This is a genomic window from Ochrobactrum sp. SSR, from assembly GCF_030067775.1.
GTDB classification, from domain to species: domain Bacteria; phylum Pseudomonadota; class Alphaproteobacteria; order Rhizobiales; family Rhizobiaceae; genus Brucella; species Brucella teleogrylli.
Map to the genome: position 1 here is coordinate 815,603 of NZ_CP125970.1, position 20,149 is coordinate 835,751.

Sequence of the window (20,149 nt, forward strand, 5' to 3'; positions counted from 1 at the left end):
AAGTCGCTGCAAGGCGGGTGAGATCATTTGTCGACATGGTTTGATTCCGTCTGCGTCTGCGGCGACACCGATTGAGTTTGACTGGATTTGCCCTTGAAGATGCGCCGAACGGCAACGAAGAGCAGCGGAACAAGAAAGACACCTATCACGGTTGCGGCGATCATCCCGCCCATGACGCCGATACCGATTGCGTTCTGCGCACCCGAACCGGCACCGCTTGCAATGGCCAGCGGAGTGACGCCCAGAATGAAGGCGAATGATGTCATCAGGATCGGTCGCAGGCGCTGTCGAGCGGCCTCCAGCGTCGCCTCGACCAGCCCCATGCCTGCCGCTTGCCGCTCTATCGCAAATTCGACGATCAGAATAGCATTCTTTGCGGCAAGACCGATGGTGGTGAGAAGACCGACCTTGAAATAAACGTCGTTACTCTGCCCGAAAATCGTTGCGCCCAAAAGTGCGCCGAAAATGCCGATCGGCACGGAAAGCATGACTGCAAACGGGATGGACCAGCTTTCATAAAGCGCGACGAGACATAGGAACACCACCAGAACCGAAATCGCATAGAGTGAGGCTGCCTGATTGCCGGAAAGCTGTTCCTGATAGGAAAGTCCGGTCCATTCATGGGCAAATCCGGACGGCAATTGCGTCATCAGATTGTCTATTTCATCCATAGCGACACCGGAACTGACGCCGGGTGCCGCTTCGCCCTGAATTTCCACGGCGGACGAGCCGTTATAGCGTTCCAGTCGCGGCGAGCCATATTTCCAGTAGCCGGTTGCAAAGGCTGAAAACGGCACCATGATGCCATCGGCGTTGCGGACCTGCCATTTCTCCAGATCTTCCGGCTGCATGCGGAAATTGCTGTCGCCCTGAACATAGACCGGTTTGATGCGACCCCTGTCGATGAAATCATTGACATAGGCGCTGCCCCAGGCTGTCGACAGCGTGCTGTTGATATCGGCCAGCGAAACGCCCAAAGCACTCGCCTTTTCCTGATCGATATTGATCGCGAATTCAGGCGTATCTTCCTGCCCGTTCGGGCGCGTATTGGCCAGAAGGTTGCTTTTGCCCGCCAGCGCCAGCAACTGGTTGCGTGCCTCGATCAGCTTGGCGTGACCGGCGCCATTGACATCTTGCAGAAAGAAATCGAAGCCGCTCGAATTGCCCATGCCCTGAATGGCAGGCGGCGCCAGCGCAAAAACCTTGCCGTCGCGAATTGTCGAGAAGAATTTCATGGCGCGTCCGGCGACCGCGCTTGCCGACAGATCAGCAGATTGGCGCGCTTCGAAATCTTTCAGACGCACGAAGGCCAGACCGACATTCTGTCCCTGCCCGCCATAACCAAAGCCGATTACGCTCATCACGCCTTCGACCGCATCCTTCTCCTGATTGAGATAGAAATCCGTCACCTGCTTCATGACCCGTTCGGTACGGTCCTGCGTAGCGCCCACGGGAAGCTGAACGCTGGTCATCAGCGTGCCCTGATCTTCCTGCGGCAGGAACGAGCTTGGCAGACGGTTGAACATCCAGCCCATGGCAACCACGATCAGCGCGAAGACCAGAAGGTAACGGAATGACCGCGTGAGGATTCCATTCACGCCACGGCGATAGGCATTCGTTGTCCGGTCGAAACCGCGATTGAACCAACCGGAAATGCCGCGCTGCTTCGCATGGCCTTGGACCGGCTTCAAAAGCGTGGCGCACAAAGCGGGCGTCAGGATCAGCGCGACCACCACCGACAGGATCATCGCCGATACGATGGTGACCGAGAACTGGCGATAGATGACGCCGACCGATCCGCCGAAAAAGGCCATCGGAATAAACACCGCCGAAAGCACCGTCGCGATGCCAACCAGTGCGCCGGTGATCTCGCCCATGGATTTGATCGTGGCCTCCCTTGGCGGAAGTCCTTCCTCCTCCATCACGCGCTCGACATTTTCCACGACGACAATCGCGTCATCCACCAGAAGGCCGATGGCCAGCACCATGGCGAACATGGTGAGCGTATTGACGGAATAGCCGAAGATCGCCAGCACCCCGAACGTGCCCAACAGAACCACCGGAACGGCCAGCGTTGGAATAAGCGTGGCGCGGATGTTTTGCAGGAACACCAGCATCACGACGAAAACCAGAATGATCGCCTCGATCAGTGTCTTGATCACTTCCTCGATAGACAAGCGCACGAAGGGCGTCGTGTCATAAGGATAAACGACCTCCACCCCCGCTGGCAGCGTTTCCTTCAGGTTCCCGATTGCTTCCTGCACCCCTTCCGCCGTGCTGATCGCATTTGCGCCGGTGGCGAGATAAATGCCGATGGCGCCCGAAGGCAGACCGTTATAACTGGATTCACTCGTATAGCTTTCCGAACCCAGTTCCACGCGGGCCACATCGTTCAACCGCACCAGCGCGCCATCGGTCGTACTTTTCAAAATAATGTTGCGGAACTGTTCCGGCGTTTGAAGACGGCTTTGCGCCGTCACCGTCGCATTGAGCTGTTGACCCTTATTGGCTGGCATTGCGCCCAGCTGACCAGCCGAAACCTGCGTGTTCTGCGCCTCAATCGCCGAAGCGACATCGCCCGGCATCAGCGCATATTTCGCAAGCTGGTCGGGGTCCAGCCAGATGCGCATTGCATAGCCGGAACCGAAAATGCGCGTATCGCCCACGCCTTCGACGCGCTTCAGCGTATCGTTGAGCGAGCTGTCGATATAGTCAGCCAGATCGTTGGCTGTCAGCTTGCTATCGGTCGAGACAAAGCCGATGACCATCAGAAAGCTTTCGGACGACTTGCTGACTGTCAGACCCGTGCTCTGTACGCTCTCCGGCAGCTGCGACTGGACGAGCTGCAGCTTGTTTTGCACCTGCATTTGCGCCACGTCGGGATCGGCGGCGCTGGTGAAGGTCAACGTAATCGTTGCCGAGCCGGTCGAGGTCGAGTTGGCCGTCATGTAATCCAGATTGTCGATGCCGGTCATGCCCTGCTCGATCACCTTGGTAACCGAGTTTTCGACCGTTTCGGCATCTGCGCCCGCGTAAGTGGCGCTGATGCGCACCGTGGTCGGCGCGATCTGCGGATATTGCGAGATCGACAGGGAACTCAGCGCCAGCAAACCGCCAAGCATGATGACAATCGCAATGACCCAGGCAAAATTGGGCCTGTTGATGAAGAAATTCGACATGGACTATTCCTTCACCGCCGCGTTGCCGGTCTGGTTCTGGGTCAACTGACTGCCAGCGCCATCGGTCGTCTGCGCCTGTTTGCGCTCGCGCACCTCGCCGGTCGTATCATCAACAATGACATCGACCGCCTGCACTTCCTGACCGGCGCGGACGAGCTGCGATCCTTCCACGATGACCCGGTCGCCAGCCGCAACGCCGCCGTTGACCAGCCAATTATTGCCGACGCTCTGGCGGACTTCGAGGACGCGCTCCTCTACCTTGTTCTCGGCATTGACGAAAAGGCCGGTCGGCTCGCCCTTGGCATTGCGCGAAACGCCGCGCTGCGGCAGGAGGAAGCTGTTGGGCGCAACGCCCTCTTCCACCAGCGCGCGCACGTACATGCCCGGCAGAAGCAGTCGATCCGGATTGGGGAATGTGGCGCGGAGCGTAAAGGTGCCCGTCGTCTCGCTGACTGCGGATTCTGCAAATTCCAGCTTGCCCGGCAGCGGATAGATCGCGCCGTTTTCCAACTTGAGCCGCACGCTGACATTTTCACCACTGATCTTGATGCGCCCATCCTGGATGGCCTGACGAAGATTGAGCAGATTGGTGCTCGATTGCGTCACATCGACATTGATGGGGTCAAGCGTGCGGATGGTGGTCAGCGCCGTGTCCTGGCTGGCTGTCACCAGCGCGCCGGGCGTCAGGGTCGAGCGGTCGATGCGTCCGCTGATCGGCGCCTTGATCGACGTATAATCAAGGTTGATACGCGCCGTTTCCAGCGCGGCTTTCGCTGCCGCAACATCGGCCTTGGCCTGCGCCAGCGATGCAACCGCATTGTCGAGGTCCTGCTTGCTGACGGCGTTCTGCTTGATCAGCCCCTGATAGCGCGTCACCATGGATTGCGCGCTGGGTACAGTCGCTTCCGCCCGCTGGAGATCGGCAGCTGCACTCTCATAGGCAGCCTTATAGCTGGCAGGTTCGATCTGATAGAGCGCATCGCCCTCTTTGACCTCGCTGCCTTCCGTAAACAGCCTCTGCTCGATGATACCGCCAACCTGTGGTCTGACTTCCGCCACTAGCGACGCGGTGGTGCGCCCCGGCATTTCGGCATTGATCGAGACCGATTGCGGCTGCAAGGTCACAACGCCAACCTCCGGTTTCGGCAGCGCCGCGGCATTGGTGCCCGCCTTCTGGGATTGCTCCTGCGAACAGGCAGAAACCAGCAGAAGCGACACGGCGGCCAGCGCCATTCCGAAAGACCGCGCATCTGGGAGGAAGCGACACGGTTTGCTACGGGAAATCAGCGGCTGAACCATACTATAAACCTTGTTTACTGAGCGATTTGGTTGCGACCGGCAGCGTCACGGTTTGCGCGATGCCGTTCGGCGTTTTGTTGGCGATATCGATGCGCCCTCCCATGCGCTCGATAATTTCCTTGGCGATGGCCAGCCCAAGCCCCGCACCGGGATGCATTTTCCGGCGTCCCGCATCGACCCGGAAGAAGGGCTCGAAAATGCGCCCTATCAATTCTTCAGGAATGCCCGGACCGTTATCTTCTATAAGAACGACTGCTTCGCCGTTCTTCTCAACACTCGACACAACAGCGTGATGGCCATGGGTTGCCGCGTTGATCATCAGGTTGCGCAAGGCGCGCGTCAGCGCAATCGGGTTGGCCTGCACGACGAGGGGCTGCGCGGTTTTCACCGGCTGCAACTCTGCCGAATAGCCAATCGCCCGCAGTTCCGCGACCAGTTCGGTCACGAGGCGGTCGAGCTGCAAAATCTCCGTCGCGCCGTTGCTGTCCACTTCCTCGCGCACGAGACGAATGGCGCTGTCGGCGATGGAATCGAGCTCTTCGAGATCTGCCAGCCATTTCGCACGCTCCGCCTCATCTGCGACGAATTCGGCGCGCAGCCGCATCCGCGTCATCGGTGTGCGCAGATCATGACCGGCGGCGGCAACCAGCCGCATGCGGCTTTCCATTGCCGTCTTGAGCCTCGTTGACAGGCGGTTGATGGCCTTTGCAGTTGCGCGCACTTCGCCCGATCCGGTTTCGGGGATCAGCGGCAGGACGCCATCCGGCCCGATGCGCGTCACCGCCCCTTCGAGCAGGCGCAGCGGCTTCGTGATCTTGGCAGCGGCGAACAATGAAATGACAGCACTGCCCAGCACAATCAGGCAGACCCACAAAGCCAGCACGCGAGCGGCGCCTTCCGGCGGCCCCATTTGCGGAATTTGCAAAATGATCCACCGATCCTCGCCAAGTTTGACCGAGACATTGTCCGTCCTCGGCGTGTCCGCATGGCTGACGATCAGCGGCCAGTCCTTACCGTTTGCAGCCAGCGCGCGCGAGATGAAGCGGGTTCCCCTCTCATCGACATTCGTATCAATGGGTTTGTCCTGAACGACAAGGCCATAGGCTTGCGCTGCTGCCGGGTTCTGAGTGAACAGCGACACCTGCAGCATGATCTGGCGCGCCAGCGGATCAGACGTCAGTTCGCGCGGCGGCGGACTGAGTACGCGGTCCGCCGCAAATGTCGCCAGTCCCACAACGGAGACGATGGCGCAGATCAACAACAGAGCGATGCGATTGCGCAATGTGTTCATCGCGTCACAACCGATGTTTTGACCGGTATCGTCAGCTGATAGCCGCCATTGCGCACGGTCTTGAATACATCGCCAGCCTGACTGTCATCAAGCTTGCGGCGCAACCGGCTCATAAGAACGTCAATCGAGCGATCAAGCGGGCCGCGTCCCCGCCCCTGTGTGAAATCGAGCAGCTGGTCACGCGACAATAGCCGACCAGGACGCTCCACGAATACTTTGAGCAGATCGAATTCAGCCGCCGTCAGATCGACCTGCGCGCCATCATCCCTCGCAACCTTGCGCAGCTGCGGGTCGAGGACGAAGGCGCCGAAATGGAAAAGCGTAACATCATCATTAGTGGATAATGGAACATGCTGGCTGCGGCGCAGCACAGCCTTGATGCGAGCCGTCAGTTCGCGCGGATTGAACGGCTTGCCCAGATAGTCATCCGCGCCGATTTCCAGACCGATGATGCGATCCACATCCTCTTTCAATGCAGTCAGCAGGATGACCGGAATGCTAGGCTCCCGGTCACGCAGCCGCCTGCAAATGTCGAGGCCCGAACCATCCGGCAACATGACATCCAGAACAATCAGATTGGGGTTGGTCTCCGTGAGACGCTTTTCGCATTCGCGGCGATCGCCCGCCACCGAAACGCGAAAACCCTGCTCGCTGATATAGCGCGACAACAACGAGCGGATTTCCGGGTCGTCATCGACGATCAGTATATGGGGCGGAACGCTCATTCGGGCTCGTGACGTTATCAATCAGGTGTTGTTGAAAAACACTATAGCCACTTCACGGCGGGCGGTTTTCATTTTTTTGTAACCGAATATTTCCGCGTCGAAGCCAGAAACATTCCGCAACAAATGAGCCTTGAATCGCCTGTCCGGCAACAACCGGACCAGGCGCAGTTTCTTCAACACCGTGCCGGCTCGGCCGTGATCGAACAGGGATCACGCCCTTTCACTGATGACGCGCCGCAAAAGAGTATTGGCCGTGTTGATATCGGAACTCTCAAATTCCCGGAACAGATTCTGGTGCACACTATCCAGGATCGTCTGCATGATGGAAACGACACGACGCCCCTCGTCGGTCAGCCTGATCCGGTTGGCCCGCCGGTTGTTCTCATCCACCTCGCGGCGCGCCAGCTGCAGCGCTTCGAGTGAATCGATCATCCGCACCAGCGATGCAGCCGTCAGCCCCATTTCCGTCGCGATATCGATTTGCTTGGCGCCATCGCCCACATAGGCGATCCAGAACAGGCAGGCCGCAACCCCGGAATCAAGTCCAAGGTCCAGCAGCGCCTCATTGGCCAGTGATCGCCATATTTTCGCGGAGACAAGTATATTCGCCATCAAGTCGCGCAATAAAATCATTTTTTCTGCGTCAATCGTCATCGATAAACTTCTTTTCCAATTAGCCGCTCCAAAGGAACGATTAAATCCTCTCATTTTGAAATGCATGATTATACTATCAATCAAATTCGCAAAATCGCAACTTTTTTGAAAAATAATGAGAATTTTATAATTAGTTATATAACTATTTCATAGTTTGATTTATTGGTAATCCATATCTAATCATGTAAAAGTAAAAATACAAATCGATATTTATTATATAAATTGGTATCTCTTATGCAACATAACAACTCTATTGGATTTAATTACTTTAAGTTCCATTGAGACCGAAGCTTTGCCGCGATATACATGAACTCTCTCAAAGTTCACGCTGAATCGAGGCAACTCTTATGAAAATGAAGACCGTTCTGATCTCTTCGGCAGCGACGATGATGTCTTTTTCATCTTACGCTGCCGACGCAATCATCGCACCGGAGCCGGAAGCCGTTGAATATGTGCGTGTTTGCGACACCTATGGCGCGGGCTATTTTTACATCCCCGGCACCGAGACCTGCCTGCGCATTCATGGCTATGTGCGTTACGACATGAATGGCGCTGATAATGTCTTTTCGGGCATAGATCGAGAAGGCTGGGACAAGGGCGCCCGTTTTGCGTTGCGCACCTCGACTGCTTCCGAAACCGAACTGGGCACGTTGAAGACTTTCACCGAGACCCGATTCAACTATTGGGCAAATAATTCGCGCAGAACCGACGTTTATGGCTGGAGCGGCTCGGAAGTCGTTCTCCAATTCGCCTATATCGAACTGGGTGGTCTCAAAGTCGGCATCGACGAGTCAGAATTCCACACTTTCACCGGCTATCTCGGCGACGTCATTAACGACGACGTGGTTTCTCCCGGCGCCTATCGCACAGGCAAGATCTCTTACACATTCGCAAGCAGCAGCGGCTTCTCCGCAGTGATCGCTCTCGAAGAGGGCGGCGACAACGATAACGGTTACAGAAATCCGACAGGCCATCATTACACGATCGACGGTTATGTGCCGCATGTCGTCGGCGGCCTGAAATATGCAGGCGGCTGGGGCTCTATTGCGGGCGTCGTTGCGTATGATTCCGTTATCGAAGAATGGGCGGCCAAGCTTCGCGGCGACGTCAATCTGACCGACCGTTTCTCGCTCTGGTTACAGGGCGGCTATGCTTCGGAAGAAGACCCGGACCAGATGTACGGCCAATGGGGCGGCGACTGGGCTGTTTGGGGCGGCCTGAAATTCCTGGCAACCGACAAGGTCGCGTTCAATCTCCAAGGTGCGCATGACGATTGGGGCAAGACGGCTGCTGCCGCCAATATTGCCTACCAAATTGTCCCCGGCTTCACCATCACGCCGGAAGTCAACTACACCAAATTCGGTGGGAACTGGAGGCGTTACGAAGCCGATTTTCGCGACAACAAGGTCAACGATGCCTGGGGCGGCACGGTGCGCTTCCAGCGGTCGTTCTAGTGGCAAAAATGGGCCCCACCAACACTACCAGTTTGTGATGATCTGACCTCCAGTCAAAAGGGCATCACAAAAGGGGGAGCAGCGACAGAACCCGCATCTGTCGCTGCTTTCTATATTTGCAATCAGCCGTCTTTATGCAGACAGCCGTCCGTAACGGGCCAGCACTTCGCGCAGCCTGTCGTGATCGATAGCCTGAACGCGCAGACGGTCGTAAGGCGTGCCGCCCATATCTTCAGCTGCCAGCATCGCATTGACCACTGCTTCCTCCACGCTATCGACCGCAGCGAGATAGAATGGATCGAGCGGCTCGTCATTCACCACTTCCATCTGGAGGAACGGCGCGGAACGGTGTTGCATCGGGCGCTGATTGGCCGTCGAGAAGGCCAGGAAAATATCGCCCGAATTGTTGCCGCCCGGCGTGCCATTGCGACCGATGCCGATCGCGGCGCGACGTGCCAGCCGCTGCAACTGATGTGGCATCAAGGGCAGGTCCGTTGCCAGCACCACGATGATGGAACCGCGCTCCTGCAACTGGCTTTGCGGCGTGCCGTCGCGCATATGCTGGCCAACCGGAACACCGGCAATGGTCAGCCAGTCGCGCTGGCCGTGATTGGCCTGCACCAGCGCGCCAATGGTGAAGCTGCGACCACCGAATTCCACGACGCGCGATGCCGTGCCCGTGCCGCCCTTGAAACCATAGGTGATCATGCCCGTGCCGCCGCCGCAATTGCCTTCCTGCACCGGGCCGGAGGCAACGCTGTCGAGCGACTTGCGCACATCGGCTTCGGTAACCGGAAAGCAGTTGATGTCGTTCAACACGCCGTCATAGGTCTCGGCAATAACGGGCATGATCCAGAGAAAATCGTCGGTCTTGTAGGTCGAGGCATAGCGGTCAACCATCCAGCGGGTGGTGGCGTGATGCGCCATGCCAATGCCATGCGTATTGGTGATGACGACGGGTCCCAGAAAATAACCGCCATCCGCGATCCAGTGCGTGCCGGTCATTTCGCCATTGCCGTTGAAACGATGCACACCAGCATAGACTGGAACAGGCGTTTCCGACTGCATGTGCGGCAGAATGGCCGTCACGCCACTGCGGACAGGACGCTTGCGGCCCGGGCGCGGCTCGTTCTCGATGATCGTTTGAAAGCCGACACCGACGCCATCAACATCGGTGATCGCATTATGCGGACCAGTGCGCCCGGTGAAAGGGATGCCAAGATCGCGGCCACGCGGTTTACGGATAGGTGTTTGTGAGGTCATGCTATTTCTACCGGGAACGAAATGAAGATCGGCAGAAGTCGTAGCACCGGTTTCTGCCGGTTGCTATTGAAGCTTTCGTAGCACGATAACTCCACGTCGGGCGAAGTCAAATAACCTTCGTCTCGTAGAAATAATATAGATCCAAAGATCCGAATGTAAAATCATAAAATATCACTATCCAAAAAAAACATATTTTAAGTTATTATTTATGATTTGCAATTATTCGATTGAATTCAGAAAGCTCATCAATTATTGGCCTTATACCTTCTTCAGCCCTAGTTACTCTATCTTTCCATTTAATAAACTTTTTCCATCTTAAATTTAATTCTGGTAGAGTAATACCTTCACCGTGCCAATTTATAGAATCGTTATTGCGAAGATATGATTCGATTTAGAGAACAACCCAAATTTTTTTGACAACGCTTCCTCATAATTTAACTTTGCAAAATCTGCCAAAATATTCACAGGAATAGGATATGTTAATCTGCTTATTAATATCTCTTCTGATTTGGACCATGCCGCCTCAATATGATTCAAATATCGGTCGTTTATGTCTTTGGCCGCTTTTCCAAATTCCGACGAGCGAGCCTGCAATTCTGAAAAGAAACCGTTGCTTGCGCGATGCGTCACATTGGTCGGGACACGCCCAAGAACCTTAGAGTTTTTTCCATAACTTACTGGTTCAACGCTAAAGCTCCCAATAACATCGCGACTGCCGCTCGATAAGCTTTGGGTTCGCCGAAGCGGCGACGATGAGTTGCCGCGCATTCCTTTTGCCGCAGCACGCGATTCTCTGGCGGCAATCACCTCGCCGGTAACGCCGACTTCCTCTATTAATTCTTCTTCCCACATTTTGCCACCTAAAGATGCAACTATTGAGAGTTTACACCCCAAGAAGGAAGAGCCAAGCCGCTCGTACTATCAGCTTCGCTTCGCCGACTTCTTTACGGATTTCACTAACAGCGCCTATCCCGCAACCACATCCAAGTCGAAGACGAGGCGGAGCCATCAGCTTGCAACAGCGCCAACCGTAAGCACGATCCACCAACAGCAATATATCAAATGATCTGTCCGTATCGTGCTGCTGCCGCGATATTCCGTGGAGGCCGGTCAGCCTCCGTATTCAGGGACGATCCAAAAATCATCCGAGAAAATGTCGGACCTTGCCGCAAGACAGGATATCACATTGTAACCGCAGCGCGAGACATGTATGATAAAGTGTCGAATATCTGAGATATCTCCAAATGCGTTACGAATCTTCCAATGAGTCCATTGCTGAAAGCTGCTATCGCCGCATTCGGACCGATATTATTTTCGGGCGGCTGGCGCCTGCGCAGCGGTTGCGGCTGGAAAGCCTGAAGGATTCCTACGACACCAGCGTGAGTACGTTGCGCGAAATCCTCAACCGGCTGTCATCGGAAGGTTTTGTCGTTGCCGAAGGCCAGCGCGGCTTCGAAGTCGCGCCCATGTCGGATGCCGATCTCAAGGAAATCGCTGCATTGCGCCTGTTGCTCGAAACCCACGCGCTGGAGCAATCCTTCGCTTTCGGCGGGATGGATTGGGAGGCGCAACTGGTCTCCGCGCACTACAAGCTTTCGCGGATGGAGCAGATCATGGCGTCAGGCGACGCCAGCCGGGCGGAAGAATGGAAACGCTATGACTGGGAGTTTCATCAGGCGCTAATTTCCGCCTGCGGTTCAAGATTGCTGATGGAAACCCACGCCACCGTCTTCGACAAATATCTGCGCTATCAGATGGTTGCGTTGTCCTATCGCGGCGATGTCGCCGAAAAGGAACACAAGCAATTGCTCGACGCTGCGCTAGCGCGCAATGCGACCGAAGCAAAAGCTATTCTTATCAAGCACATAGATGGCGGCGTCCAACATGCGCTGGCCGGGGGCACCTTGCCCTGATTTGCCACTGCCGTTGATCGTGACCGCCACGGAAAAGGAAACACCATGCTGCGGGAAGAAAGCGCACCCACCGAAACCGTCAGCGATGTAGTTTTCCGGCAGATCCGCAAGGACATCATCTCCGGGACATTACCGCCACGGGCCAAGATCAAGCTGGAACAGGCAAAGGAGCGCTATTCGATCAGCGTCTCGTCGCTGCGCGAGATCCTCAACCGGCTGACCACGGAAAATCTGGTCGTCGCTGAAGGGCAGCGCGGTTTTGAAGTGAGCCCGGCTTCCCGCAAGGAGCTTGAGGAACTGGCCGATCTGCGCTCGGTTCTCGAAACCCACGCCATCGGGCTTTCCTTCGCGGTCGGCGATCTGGAATGGGAAGGGCGTATCGTTGCGGCCCACCACAAGCTCGCCGCTGCGGAAAGAGTGCTGCTTGCGGGCGATGCATCGCGCACCATGGACTGGGTGCGTTACGACTGGGAGTTTCATCAGGCCATCGTCTCGGCATGCGATTCGCAAACACTGCTGACGGCGCTGTCCTCGGTGTTCGACCGCTTTTTGCGCTATCACATGCTGGCGCAGACCTTTCGCGGACGGCCCGTCGTGGATGACCACAAATTGCTATTCGAACTGGCCGTGGCGCGCGATGTCGAAGGCGCGCAAGCCGTTGTGCGCCGCCATATCCTGAGCGGCATGGATCATATTCTCAAAAGCGGGCGCATCGTCTGAACCGCATTCGCTCGTACATATCCGTCGGTTGTCTGTCGGAAAAATGCGTTTTGTGCAAAATACAAAATCTCATATGATTTTTATAAACTCGGTTGATTTGCCAAGCATCATCTGACAAAAATATACTCATACGGCCATCTGATCCACGGGAGAGGATCGACAGAGCGCCAGTTTTTGGGAGGAGGAACGAATGTTTAAATCGATGCTGACACGTCGCAACATGATGCTGGGTGCGGCGGCGCTGGTTGCCGCCGCCGGGATGACCAAGCCCGCATCCGCCATCACGCCGGAGGAAATCAAGGCGCGCGGCAAGCTGATCGTTGGTATTCAGGGCGACAATCCGCCATGGGGTTTCGTGACGAGCGCTGGCCAGCAGGACGGTCTTGACGCCGATATTGCCAATCTGTTCGGCAAGGAACTGGGCGTGCCGGTCGAATTCGTACCGCTCGAAGTCAACAACCGCATTCCCGCGCTGACCACCGGTCGCGTCGACGTGCTGTTCGCAACCATGGCGATGCTGCCGGAACGCGCCAAGGCGGTACAGTTCAGCAAGCCCTATGTGGCCAATGCCATTGTGCTGATCGGCCCGAAATCCATGTCGATCAAGACCAATGAAGATATGGCCAATCTCACCATCGCGGTTGCGAAGGGCGCTGCGCAGGACACGCAGGTGACCAAGAACGCACCATCCAGCGCCACCATCCGCCGCTATGACGGCGATGCGCCAAGCGTTCAGGCTCTGGCTTCGGGTCAGGTGCAGGCATTGGGCGGAAACATCTTCTACATGGACCGCGTCGAGAAGGCCCGTCCGGGCGAATTCGAAAACAAGCTGGAATTCCAGAAGCTCTATAACGGCGCCTGCACGCGTCTGGGCGAAAAGGAACTCAACGCCGCCATCAACAGCTTCATCGACAAGATCAAGGACAATGGCGAGCTGAAGAAAATCTACGACAAGTGGATGAAGGTGCCGGTTCCGGAATTCCCGGAAAAGCTTGAAGGCGTTTCCTTCACGGCGAACTGATAATTCAGCGATCCCGATTGCAGACGCTGGCTAAAAAAGCATTCCCGGCAAAAGCGCGAAGCCGCTCTGCGTTCAAATGCATAAAAACAAGATTTGGATTGGCACCGGGGGGCGCCAATCCGATCCTAAAAACGCCAGCGTCTGCAACCGTTTCCTCATGTCGTAAAAACGGCTTACCCGCCGTTTCGGGAAGCACCATGTCCAGAACAATCTTTATCTTGAACGGCCCCAATCTCAATCTGCTCGGCGAGCGGGAGCCGACAGTCTATGGCACCACGACGCTTGCCGATATTCGCGACCGCGCGACACAGGTGGCCGAGACGCTGGGATTTGCGGTCGATTTTCGCCAGACCAATTTCGAGGGCGAACTGGTGGAAAGCGTGCATCAGGCGCGCAAAGGAGCCTGCGGCATCATCGTCAATCCCGCGGGCTATACTTTCACGTCGGTCGCCCTGCTCGATGCGTTGAAAATGTTCGACGGCCCGAAGATCGAGCTGCATATCTCAAACGTCCATGCCCGCGAGAGCATCTACCACAATTCGCTCATTTCGCGTGTCGCAACCGGTATCCTGATCGGGTTCGGCGCGAATGGGTATGAACTGGCCGTGCAAGCCATGGCGAAAATGGTCGACAAGGACTGACCGACAGACATCTGGCCAGCCGCGCCGGTCAATTGGAGCAAGAGAGCAACGGCGATCTCGCCGCGCCTTGATAAAAACAGACAGAGCGAACGATGAATTATACTCTGGATTTCACGCCGGTCATCGATGGCCTCCCCAGCCTGCTGCTTGCCTGTCTGGGCACCTTTACCCTGGCCATATTCGGCATGTTGCTGGCAATCGTCATCGGCATTGGCGGTGTTCTGCTGCGCGGTTCGCGCTACTGGTTTTTGCGATGGCTGGTCATCGGCTTTGTCGAACTCATCCGCAACACGCCCTTTCTCGTCCAGATATTCTTCATCTATTTCGCTCTGCCGCTGGCCGGTGTCCGGCTCGACCCGACGCCGACCGCCATCATTGCGCTCGGCATCAATGGCGGCGCCTATGCCATCGAAATCATTCGTGGCGGTGTTCAATCCATTCCGAAAGGCCAGATCGAGGCGGGCATCGCGCTTGGTCTGCATAAGGCGCAGGTCTTCCGATTGATCGTGCTGAAACCGGCCTTGCGGGCAATTTTCCCATCGCTGACCAGCCAGTTCATCCTGTTGACGCTGACGACCAGCATCGCCTCGGCAATCTCGGCCTATGAACTGACCTCAGTTGCCCAGCGCATCGAATCCGACAGCTTCCGCAGCTTCGAGGTCTATTTTACCGTCACGGCGTTCTATCTGGTGATTTCCTGGGTCATGATGCGCCTCTTCTCCTTCATTTCGGCGCGCTATTTCGCCTATCCGGTCAAGTAGGAGCATTCCCATGGGTCACGATGAATTCGTCTTCCTGCTGATCGGATTGAAGTGGACGGTCGCGCTCTCCGCCGTGGGCTTCGTCTGCGGCTGCACGGCCGGTCTTGGCATTGCCTTGCTTCGCACATCGGGCTTTCCTGTGCTGGAACGATTGACCGCTGGCTATATCGCGGTCTTTCAGGGCACGCCGCTCCTGATGCAGCTCTTCGTCGTCTATTATGGCCTTGCACTGATCGGGCTGAAACTCGATGCATGGCTGGCCGTCGCCATCGGCCTGACCCTGCATGCCAGCGCCTATCTTGGCGAAATCTGGCGCGGCTCGATTGAGGCGGTTCCCAAGGGACAGATGGAGGCCGCGAAAGCGCTGAGCCTTCGCTATTTCTGGCGCATGAAGGATGTAATCCTGCCGCAGGCGATCCGCATTTCGCTGCCCGCAACCATCGGCTTTCTGGTGCAGCTTATCAAGGGAACATCGCTTGCCTCCATCGTCGGCTTCACCGAGCTGACGCGGGCTGGCAACATCATTTCGAACCAGATTTTCGAGCCGCTCACCGTCTTCGGCATTGTGGGCATTCTCTACTTCCTGATGTGCTGCCCGCTGACGATCTTCGGCGCGCATCTTGAACGTAAATTTGCCGCGTCGAGCCGCTGAGCCTGACCCATGCCCGGAGTGACCCGATGATCCACCAGCCATCCGCCGAGCCCTCCGAAGCGATGATCCGCTTGCAGAATGTCGAGAAATGGTATGGCCATTTTCAAGCCTTGCACGATGTCAATCTGGCGGTGCGCAAGGGAGAAAAGATCGTTCTCTGCGGTCCCTCCGGCAGTGGAAAATCCACGCTCATCCGCTGCATCAATCATCTCGAAACCTACCAGAAGGGTGAAATCCACGTTGGCGGCATGTTGCTCGGCCATGCGGGCAAAACCATCGATGCGGTGCGCCGTGAGGTCGGCATGGTGTTTCAGCAGTTCAACCTGTTCCCGCATCTCACTGTGCTGCAAAACTGCATGCTGGCGCCCATGCGCTCGCTTGGAGCCAGCAAGGCCGATGCGGAAAAAAGCGCCAGGGCGCTTCTGGACCGGGTGAAAATTCTCGAGCAGGCCGATAAATATCCGTCGCAGCTTTCGGGCGGCCAGCAACAGCGCGTTGCGATTGCGCGAGCGCTCTGCATGAAGCCGAAGGTCATGCTCTTCGATGAACCGACCTCGGCCCTTGATCCGGAAATGGTCAAGGAAGTGCTCGACACCATGGTCAGCCTTGCCGAAGAAGGCATGACGATGATCTGCGTCACCCATGAAATGGGTTTTGCCCGTCAGGTGGCCGACCGCGTGATCTTCATGGCCGAAGGCGCGATTATTGAACAGGCGCCCCCGGACGAATTCTTCGCCAATCCGAAGCAGGAACGCACGCGCAAATTTCTGGGCGAACTATTGCACCACTAGTGGTCTGATTCCAACATTTGCATCCCTCGGTTCACGCGCTGAGCAAATGTTGGAATCAAAAAGATCACTAGCAAGTATATGTATCTAGTGGATTTTTCGAATTTGACGTTTGAAACAGCATCTATGTCAGCCGGGATTCAAACGTCAAATTCAATCCACTAGCCTCATCGCAGTCTGCTTGTGGACGAGCGGGACAGAGACGCGCCGGACACGTCGCGCAATATCTGGATAAGCATTTGCAGCGCCCCGGAGCTGACCGTATCCGTCCGCATTGTCAGACCAACCGGCCCGACAGTCTCGCTGGTATCGATCGGTAACATGACCAGTTTGCCTTCCGCCACATCGCGCGCCACGACACCTTCGGAAATGATCCAGATTGCATCGCTCTCGCGAACGAAAGCGCGCCCGAAAGCATCCGACACGGTTTCAACCTGAATGGGCAGCGCGCCAATGCCGTTGGCAATCAGCAACCGCTCCACAAAAGGACGGATGATCGAATTTTGAGTCGGCATCAGCACCGGATAATCCGCCAGATGGTCGAAGACGGGTCGCCCGTCGGTCAGCGGATGCCCTGCCCGGACCAGAAACCGCACCTGCTCGGAATAGAGGTGTTCGAAGGAAAAGCCGGTCATCTTTTCCGGCGCGGCCAGACGCCCGACAACCAAATCGAGATCGCCGACGCGCAACTGCTCCAGCAAAACCGCATTCTCGCCCGTGACGATCTTCACGCGGCTGCCCGCCTTTTCCGCCAGAAACAGGCTCATGGCCTTGGGCATGATGCGTGTGGAAACTGTCGGCAAGGCGCCGACACGAATGGGCGGGCCGGAACCGTCGAGCTCCTGCGAGACCGAATCCAGCCCCTGCCGCAAGGCCGTCAGCGCCGTGCCCGCATGGCGCAGGAATACCTCGCCAAACCGCGTGATACGAATGCCGCGACCGTCGCGCTCCAGAACCGGAACGCCCAGCACCTCCTCCAGCTCACGGATAGTTTTGGTGACGGCGGGCTGGCTGATATTCAAAATTTCCGACGCCTTGACCACGCTCTTCTGCCGCGCCACTTCAACAAAGGTGTGCAGATGGCGAAACTTGATCCTGTTTCCGATCACTTATTGGATAACCTATGAGTTATGTTTTTGACTGATAATATCATTTTACTTAACCAATTGGAAAGCGCAACAGTGCTGATCAAGAGGAGAAAGCCGTGCAGTTCGCAAACGTCAACGATATCGTCCTTCACTATGATTTGCAGTGGAGTGGTGATGAAAAGCCCGTTCTGGTTTTCATCAATTCACTGGGAACCGACCTGCGCATCTGGGATGACGTGAGGGCGAAGCTCGGCAACGATATCCCGACGCTGGTTTACGACAAGCGCGGGCACGGCCTTTCCGATATTGGCAATACGCCCTACAGCATCGAACTTCTGGCGCAGGATCTGATCGCGCTTCTCGAAAAACTGTCCATCCGCCGCGTGGTTCTGTGCGGCCTTTCGGTCGGCGGACTGATTGCGCAGGGCGCTTATGCCGCCCGTCCCGATCTCGTCGCCGGTCTGGTCCTGTCCAACACCGCCCACAAGATTGGCACCGCGGAGATGTGGAACGCCCGCATCGACGCCATTATGCAAAACGGTCTTGCCAGCATTCTCGACGGCACGATGCCGCGCTGGTTCACAGACGATTTCCGCAAGCCCGACAATGACGCCTTCCGCGCCTATTGCAACATGTTCGTGCGCCAGCCACTCGATGGCTATGCGGCAACCTGCGCAGCCCTGCGCGATGCGGATTTCACGCAAGCGGCCAAGGCGATTGCCGTGCCCGTGCTTTGTGTCGTCGGCGATCAGGATGGCGCAACACCGCCAGCGCTCGTCAAGGAACTGGCAAGCCTCGTGCCCGGCGCGCATTTCGCTGAAATTGCGCATAGCGGCCACATACCCTGCGTTGAACAGCCAGACGCCTATGTCTCGCTATTGCGCGATTTTCTTTCAACCCGACTTTCAAATTAAGCTTCCACAGGGAGAATAGCCATGGGTGACACTGTCGAGCGCTCCGAGCGTTACAAGCTTGGAATGAGCGTCCGTCGCTCGGTTCTGGGCGATGCGCATGTGGACCGGGCATCGAAGGCCGCCACGGGACTTGATGAGCCCTTTCAGGAGCTTATTACCGAAACGGCATGGGGAACGGTCTGGTCGCGTCCGCAATGGACAAAGCGCGAGCGCTCCATGGTGACGATTGCGCTTCTGGCCGCTCTTGGCCAGGACGATGAAGTTGCAATGCATATCCGCGCCACGAAAAATACGGGCGCAACCAAGGAAGACATCTGCGAAGCTCTGCTGCATGTTGCGATTTATGCGGGCGTGCCTGCATCGAACCACGCGTTCAAGATCGCCAAACAGACCTACGCACAGATGGAAGCGGAGGAAGCCGAGAAATGAAAAACACACCGCCGGAAGCGAGCCCTTTTTTCGCTCGTGATCTCACCATGCATCCACCGGCCTATACGCCGTGGTACAAAACATCCGTTCTGCGCTCGCCCACCCGCGCGCTGCTTTCGCTGGAAGGCACCAAGAGCGAGATTACCGGCCCGGTTTTCGGCCATGGCATGTTGAACGAACTCGATAACGACCTGATCCGCAACTATGCGCGCCCCGGCGAAATGCCGGTCGGCCCGCGCATTCTGGTGCATGGTCGTGTGCTGGACGAAAGCAATCGCCCGATCCCTGGTGCGCTTGTCGAATTCTGGCAGGCCAATGCTGGCGGTCGCTACCGGCACAAGAAGGAAACCTATCTCGCGGCCATCGATCCGAATTTCGGCGGCGTGGGCCGCACGATCACCGACGAGAATGGCTATTACTGGTTCAAGACGATCCAGCCCGGCGCTTATCCGTGGCCAAATGGCGTCAATGACTGGCGCCCGGCGCATATCCATTTCTCGATCTTCGGTCATGGCTTCTCGCAGCGTCTGATCACCCAAATGTATTTCGAAGGTGATCCGCTGATCTGGCGTTGCCCGATCGTCAAGACTGTTCCCGACAGAAGCGCGGTTGAGCGCCTTATCGCACCGCTCGACATGAATGCGAGCCTGCCGATGGACATGCTGGCCTACAAGTTCGACATAGTGTTGCGCGGACGCCGCTCGACCTTCTTTGAAAACCGGCCGGAGGGCAACTGATATGGTACAGCCACTGGGTTATCTCAAGGAAAGCGCATCGCAAACTGCGGGCCCTTACGTCCATATCGGGTTGACGCCGAATTTCGTCGGCATTAATGGCGTTTTCGCGGAAGATCTCGGGTCCGGCCCGCTCACCAACGACACGACGTCCGGCGAGCGTGTGACCATCAAGGGTCGCGTTATCGATGGCATGGGCGCACCGCTGCGCGATGCGCTGGTGGAAATCTGGCAGGCCGACGCCAAGGGGCTTTACAACAGCCCTTCGGAAACCGGCGGCAAGGCCGACCCCAATTTCCGTGGATGGGGCCGCTGCCCCAGCCATATGGAAACTGGCGAGTTCGTGTTCGAGACGATCAAGCCCGGTCGCGTTCCCTTCCGGGATGGACGCCTGATGGCGCCGCATATCACGTTCTGGATCGTTGCACGCGGCATCAATCTCGGCTTGCAGACGCGTATGTATTTCTCCGATGAGGCAGACGCCAATGCGGAAGATCCGGTTCTGGCGCGCGTCGAGCATCGTGCGCGCGTTGAGACCTTGATCGGCCAGCGCGAAGGTGACATCTATCACTTCGACATTTATTTGCAGGGCGAAAAAGAAACCGTCTTTTTCGATATTTGAC

At 56.7% G+C, this 20,149-nt stretch carries 21 protein-coding genes; 12 read left to right on the forward strand and 9 right to left on the reverse strand.

The features are described from left to right. Positions 1 to 23: 23 nt before the first annotated feature. Genes QLQ11_RS15220 through QLQ11_RS15245 form a run of 6 tightly spaced genes read right to left on the reverse strand, consistent with a single transcriptional unit; the run spans position 24 to position 7,214 of the window. Complete coding sequence (locus QLQ11_RS15220) at positions 24 to 3,179, reverse strand: efflux RND transporter permease subunit (protein WP_121538205.1); 3,156 nt, start codon at positions 3,177 to 3,179, stop codon at positions 24 to 26. Positions 3,180 to 3,182: 3 nt separating this feature from the next. Further along, complete coding sequence (locus tag QLQ11_RS15225; RefSeq protein ID WP_371835961.1) at positions 3,183 to 4,478, reverse strand: efflux RND transporter periplasmic adaptor subunit; 1,296 nt, start codon at positions 4,476 to 4,478, stop codon at positions 3,183 to 3,185. 1 nt (position 4,479) lies between these two features. Continuing rightward, entirely contained in the window at positions 4,480 to 5,769 is a 1,290-nt protein-coding gene (locus tag QLQ11_RS15230) for an ATP-binding protein (RefSeq protein ID WP_109367150.1), read from the reverse strand. Next, complete coding sequence (locus QLQ11_RS15235) at positions 5,766 to 6,494, reverse strand: response regulator (protein WP_109367149.1); 729 nt, start codon at positions 6,492 to 6,494, stop codon at positions 5,766 to 5,768. The genes QLQ11_RS15230 and QLQ11_RS15235 overlap by 4 nt, the downstream gene beginning before the upstream one ends. 21 nt (positions 6,495 to 6,515) lie before the next feature. Beyond that, positions 6,516 to 6,674 carry a hypothetical protein gene (locus tag QLQ11_RS15240; RefSeq protein WP_167836076.1) on the reverse strand — a complete coding sequence of 53 codons (159 nt, stop codon included), beginning with the start codon at positions 6,672 to 6,674 and terminating at the stop codon, positions 6,516 to 6,518. 30 nt (positions 6,675 to 6,704) lie between these two features. Beyond that, positions 6,705 to 7,214: a MarR family winged helix-turn-helix transcriptional regulator gene (locus QLQ11_RS15245; RefSeq protein WP_121538201.1), complete on the reverse strand. Its 510-nt coding sequence runs from the start codon at positions 7,212 to 7,214 to the stop codon at positions 6,705 to 6,707. A 281-nt stretch (positions 7,215 to 7,495) separates the two neighbouring features. On the opposite strand from QLQ11_RS15245, the gene QLQ11_RS15250 reads away from it, so the two are divergent. Then, positions 7,496 to 8,602: a porin gene (locus tag QLQ11_RS15250; protein WP_109367147.1), complete on the forward strand. Its 1,107-nt coding sequence runs from the start codon at positions 7,496 to 7,498 to the stop codon at positions 8,600 to 8,602. Between the two features lie 132 nt (positions 8,603 to 8,734). Here the strand turns inward: QLQ11_RS15250 and QLQ11_RS15255 are convergent, their stop codons facing one another. Further along, positions 8,735 to 9,865: a P1 family peptidase gene (locus QLQ11_RS15255; RefSeq protein WP_124916280.1), complete on the reverse strand. Its 1,131-nt coding sequence runs from the start codon at positions 9,863 to 9,865 to the stop codon at positions 8,735 to 8,737. A 357-nt stretch (positions 9,866 to 10,222) separates the two neighbouring features. After that, the gene (locus QLQ11_RS15260; RefSeq protein WP_109367145.1) at positions 10,223 to 10,717 is read right to left on the reverse strand and encodes a hypothetical protein; all 495 of its coding nucleotides are present in this window, start codon (positions 10,715 to 10,717) and stop codon (positions 10,223 to 10,225) included. 392 nt (positions 10,718 to 11,109) lie between these two features. Here QLQ11_RS15260 and QLQ11_RS15265 point away from each other — a divergent pair, with 392 nt between their 5' ends. The 7 genes from QLQ11_RS15265 (at position 11,110) to QLQ11_RS15295 (ending at position 16,364) form a co-directional block, all read left to right on the forward strand. Then, positions 11,110 to 11,778 carry a GntR family transcriptional regulator gene (locus QLQ11_RS15265; protein ID WP_109367144.1) on the forward strand — a complete coding sequence of 223 codons (669 nt, stop codon included), beginning with the start codon at positions 11,110 to 11,112 and terminating at the stop codon, positions 11,776 to 11,778. 45 nt (positions 11,779 to 11,823) lie between these two features. After that, entirely contained in the window at positions 11,824 to 12,498 is a 675-nt protein-coding gene (locus tag QLQ11_RS15270; RefSeq protein ID WP_109367143.1) for a GntR family transcriptional regulator, read from the forward strand. 190 nt (positions 12,499 to 12,688) lie between these two features. Further along, positions 12,689 to 13,519 carry a transporter substrate-binding domain-containing protein gene (locus QLQ11_RS15275; RefSeq protein ID WP_109367142.1) on the forward strand — a complete coding sequence of 277 codons (831 nt, stop codon included), beginning with the start codon at positions 12,689 to 12,691 and terminating at the stop codon, positions 13,517 to 13,519. Positions 13,520 to 13,716: 197 nt separating this feature from the next. Then, positions 13,717 to 14,160 (forward strand): type II 3-dehydroquinate dehydratase, encoded by a 444-nt coding sequence (locus QLQ11_RS15280; RefSeq protein ID WP_109367141.1) that lies wholly within the window; start codon positions 13,717 to 13,719, stop codon positions 14,158 to 14,160. Positions 14,161 to 14,252: 92 nt separating this feature from the next. Then, entirely contained in the window at positions 14,253 to 14,921 is a 669-nt protein-coding gene (locus QLQ11_RS15285) for an amino acid ABC transporter permease (RefSeq protein ID WP_109367140.1), read from the forward strand. Between the two features lie 10 nt (positions 14,922 to 14,931). Further along, on the forward strand, positions 14,932 to 15,573 hold the full coding sequence (locus QLQ11_RS15290; RefSeq protein WP_109367139.1) for an amino acid ABC transporter permease: 642 nt from the start codon (positions 14,932 to 14,934) through the stop codon (positions 15,571 to 15,573). Between the two features lie 62 nt (positions 15,574 to 15,635). Then, on the forward strand, positions 15,636 to 16,364 hold the full coding sequence (locus QLQ11_RS15295; RefSeq protein ID WP_109367965.1) for an amino acid ABC transporter ATP-binding protein: 729 nt from the start codon (positions 15,636 to 15,638) through the stop codon (positions 16,362 to 16,364). Between the two features lie 164 nt (positions 16,365 to 16,528). Here the strand turns inward: QLQ11_RS15295 and pcaQ are convergent, their stop codons facing one another. Next, complete coding sequence (gene pcaQ / locus QLQ11_RS15300) at positions 16,529 to 17,470, reverse strand: pca operon transcription factor PcaQ (RefSeq protein ID WP_109367138.1); 942 nt, start codon at positions 17,468 to 17,470, stop codon at positions 16,529 to 16,531. 95 nt (positions 17,471 to 17,565) lie between these two features. Here pcaQ and pcaD point away from each other — a divergent pair, with 95 nt between their 5' ends. The 4 genes from pcaD to pcaG are packed head-to-tail and all read left to right on the forward strand — an operon-like array spanning position 17,566 to position 20,148. Beyond that, positions 17,566 to 18,363, forward strand: coding sequence for a 3-oxoadipate enol-lactonase (gene pcaD / locus QLQ11_RS15305; RefSeq protein ID WP_109367137.1), 798 nt, complete (start codon positions 17,566 to 17,568; stop codon positions 18,361 to 18,363). A gap of 21 nt (positions 18,364 to 18,384) precedes the next feature. Further along, a complete protein-coding gene (gene pcaC / locus QLQ11_RS15310) occupies positions 18,385 to 18,792 on the forward strand; it encodes a 4-carboxymuconolactone decarboxylase (protein WP_109367136.1) in 408 nt (135 codons plus the stop codon). Then, complete coding sequence (gene pcaH, locus QLQ11_RS15315; RefSeq protein WP_109367135.1) at positions 18,789 to 19,529, forward strand: protocatechuate 3,4-dioxygenase subunit beta; 741 nt, start codon at positions 18,789 to 18,791, stop codon at positions 19,527 to 19,529. The genes pcaC and pcaH overlap by 4 nt, the downstream gene beginning before the upstream one ends. 1 nt (position 19,530) lies before the next feature. Then, on the forward strand, positions 19,531 to 20,148 hold the full coding sequence (gene pcaG, locus QLQ11_RS15320; protein WP_109367134.1) for a protocatechuate 3,4-dioxygenase subunit alpha: 618 nt from the start codon (positions 19,531 to 19,533) through the stop codon (positions 20,146 to 20,148). Position 20,149 lies beyond the last annotated feature (1 nt).

Excerpts from the sequence above, each read along its gene's own strand:
- QLQ11_RS15290 (WP_109367139.1), top strand. The coding sequence starts at position 14,932 with ATGGGTCACGATGAATTCGTCTTCCTGCTGATCGGATTGAAGTGGACG.
- QLQ11_RS15275 (WP_109367142.1), top strand. The coding sequence starts at position 12,689 with ATGTTTAAATCGATGCTGACACGTCGCAACATGATGCTGGGTGCGGCG.
- QLQ11_RS15250 (WP_109367147.1), top strand. The coding sequence starts at position 7,496 with ATGAAAATGAAGACCGTTCTGATCTCTTCGGCAGCGACGATGATGTCT.
- QLQ11_RS15255 (WP_124916280.1), bottom strand. The coding sequence starts at position 9,865 with ATGACCTCACAAACACCTATCCGTAAACCGCGTGGCCGCGATCTTGGC.
- QLQ11_RS15280 (WP_109367141.1), top strand. The coding sequence starts at position 13,717 with ATGTCCAGAACAATCTTTATCTTGAACGGCCCCAATCTCAATCTGCTC.
- QLQ11_RS15285 (WP_109367140.1), top strand. The coding sequence starts at position 14,253 with ATGAATTATACTCTGGATTTCACGCCGGTCATCGATGGCCTCCCCAGC.
- QLQ11_RS15225 (WP_371835961.1), bottom strand. The coding sequence starts at position 4,478 with ATGGTTCAGCCGCTGATTTCCCGTAGCAAACCGTGTCGCTTCCTCCCA.
- QLQ11_RS15270 (WP_109367143.1), top strand. The coding sequence starts at position 11,824 with ATGCTGCGGGAAGAAAGCGCACCCACCGAAACCGTCAGCGATGTAGTT.
- QLQ11_RS15260 (WP_109367145.1), bottom strand. The coding sequence starts at position 10,717 with ATGTGGGAAGAAGAATTAATAGAGGAAGTCGGCGTTACCGGCGAGGTG.
- QLQ11_RS15245 (WP_121538201.1), bottom strand. The coding sequence starts at position 7,214 with ATGCATTTCAAAATGAGAGGATTTAATCGTTCCTTTGGAGCGGCTAAT.
- pcaH (WP_109367135.1), top strand. The coding sequence starts at position 18,789 with ATGAAAAACACACCGCCGGAAGCGAGCCCTTTTTTCGCTCGTGATCTC.
- QLQ11_RS15220 (WP_121538205.1), bottom strand. The coding sequence starts at position 3,179 with ATGTCGAATTTCTTCATCAACAGGCCCAATTTTGCCTGGGTCATTGCG.
- pcaG (WP_109367134.1), top strand. The coding sequence starts at position 19,531 with ATGGTACAGCCACTGGGTTATCTCAAGGAAAGCGCATCGCAAACTGCG.
- QLQ11_RS15235 (WP_109367149.1), bottom strand. The coding sequence starts at position 6,494 with ATGAGCGTTCCGCCCCATATACTGATCGTCGATGACGACCCGGAAATC.
- QLQ11_RS15265 (WP_109367144.1), top strand. The coding sequence starts at position 11,110 with ATGCGTTACGAATCTTCCAATGAGTCCATTGCTGAAAGCTGCTATCGC.
- QLQ11_RS15295 (WP_109367965.1), top strand. The coding sequence starts at position 15,636 with ATGATCCGCTTGCAGAATGTCGAGAAATGGTATGGCCATTTTCAAGCC.
- QLQ11_RS15230 (WP_109367150.1), bottom strand. The coding sequence starts at position 5,769 with ATGAACACATTGCGCAATCGCATCGCTCTGTTGTTGATCTGCGCCATC.
- pcaC (WP_109367136.1), top strand. The coding sequence starts at position 18,385 with ATGGGTGACACTGTCGAGCGCTCCGAGCGTTACAAGCTTGGAATGAGC.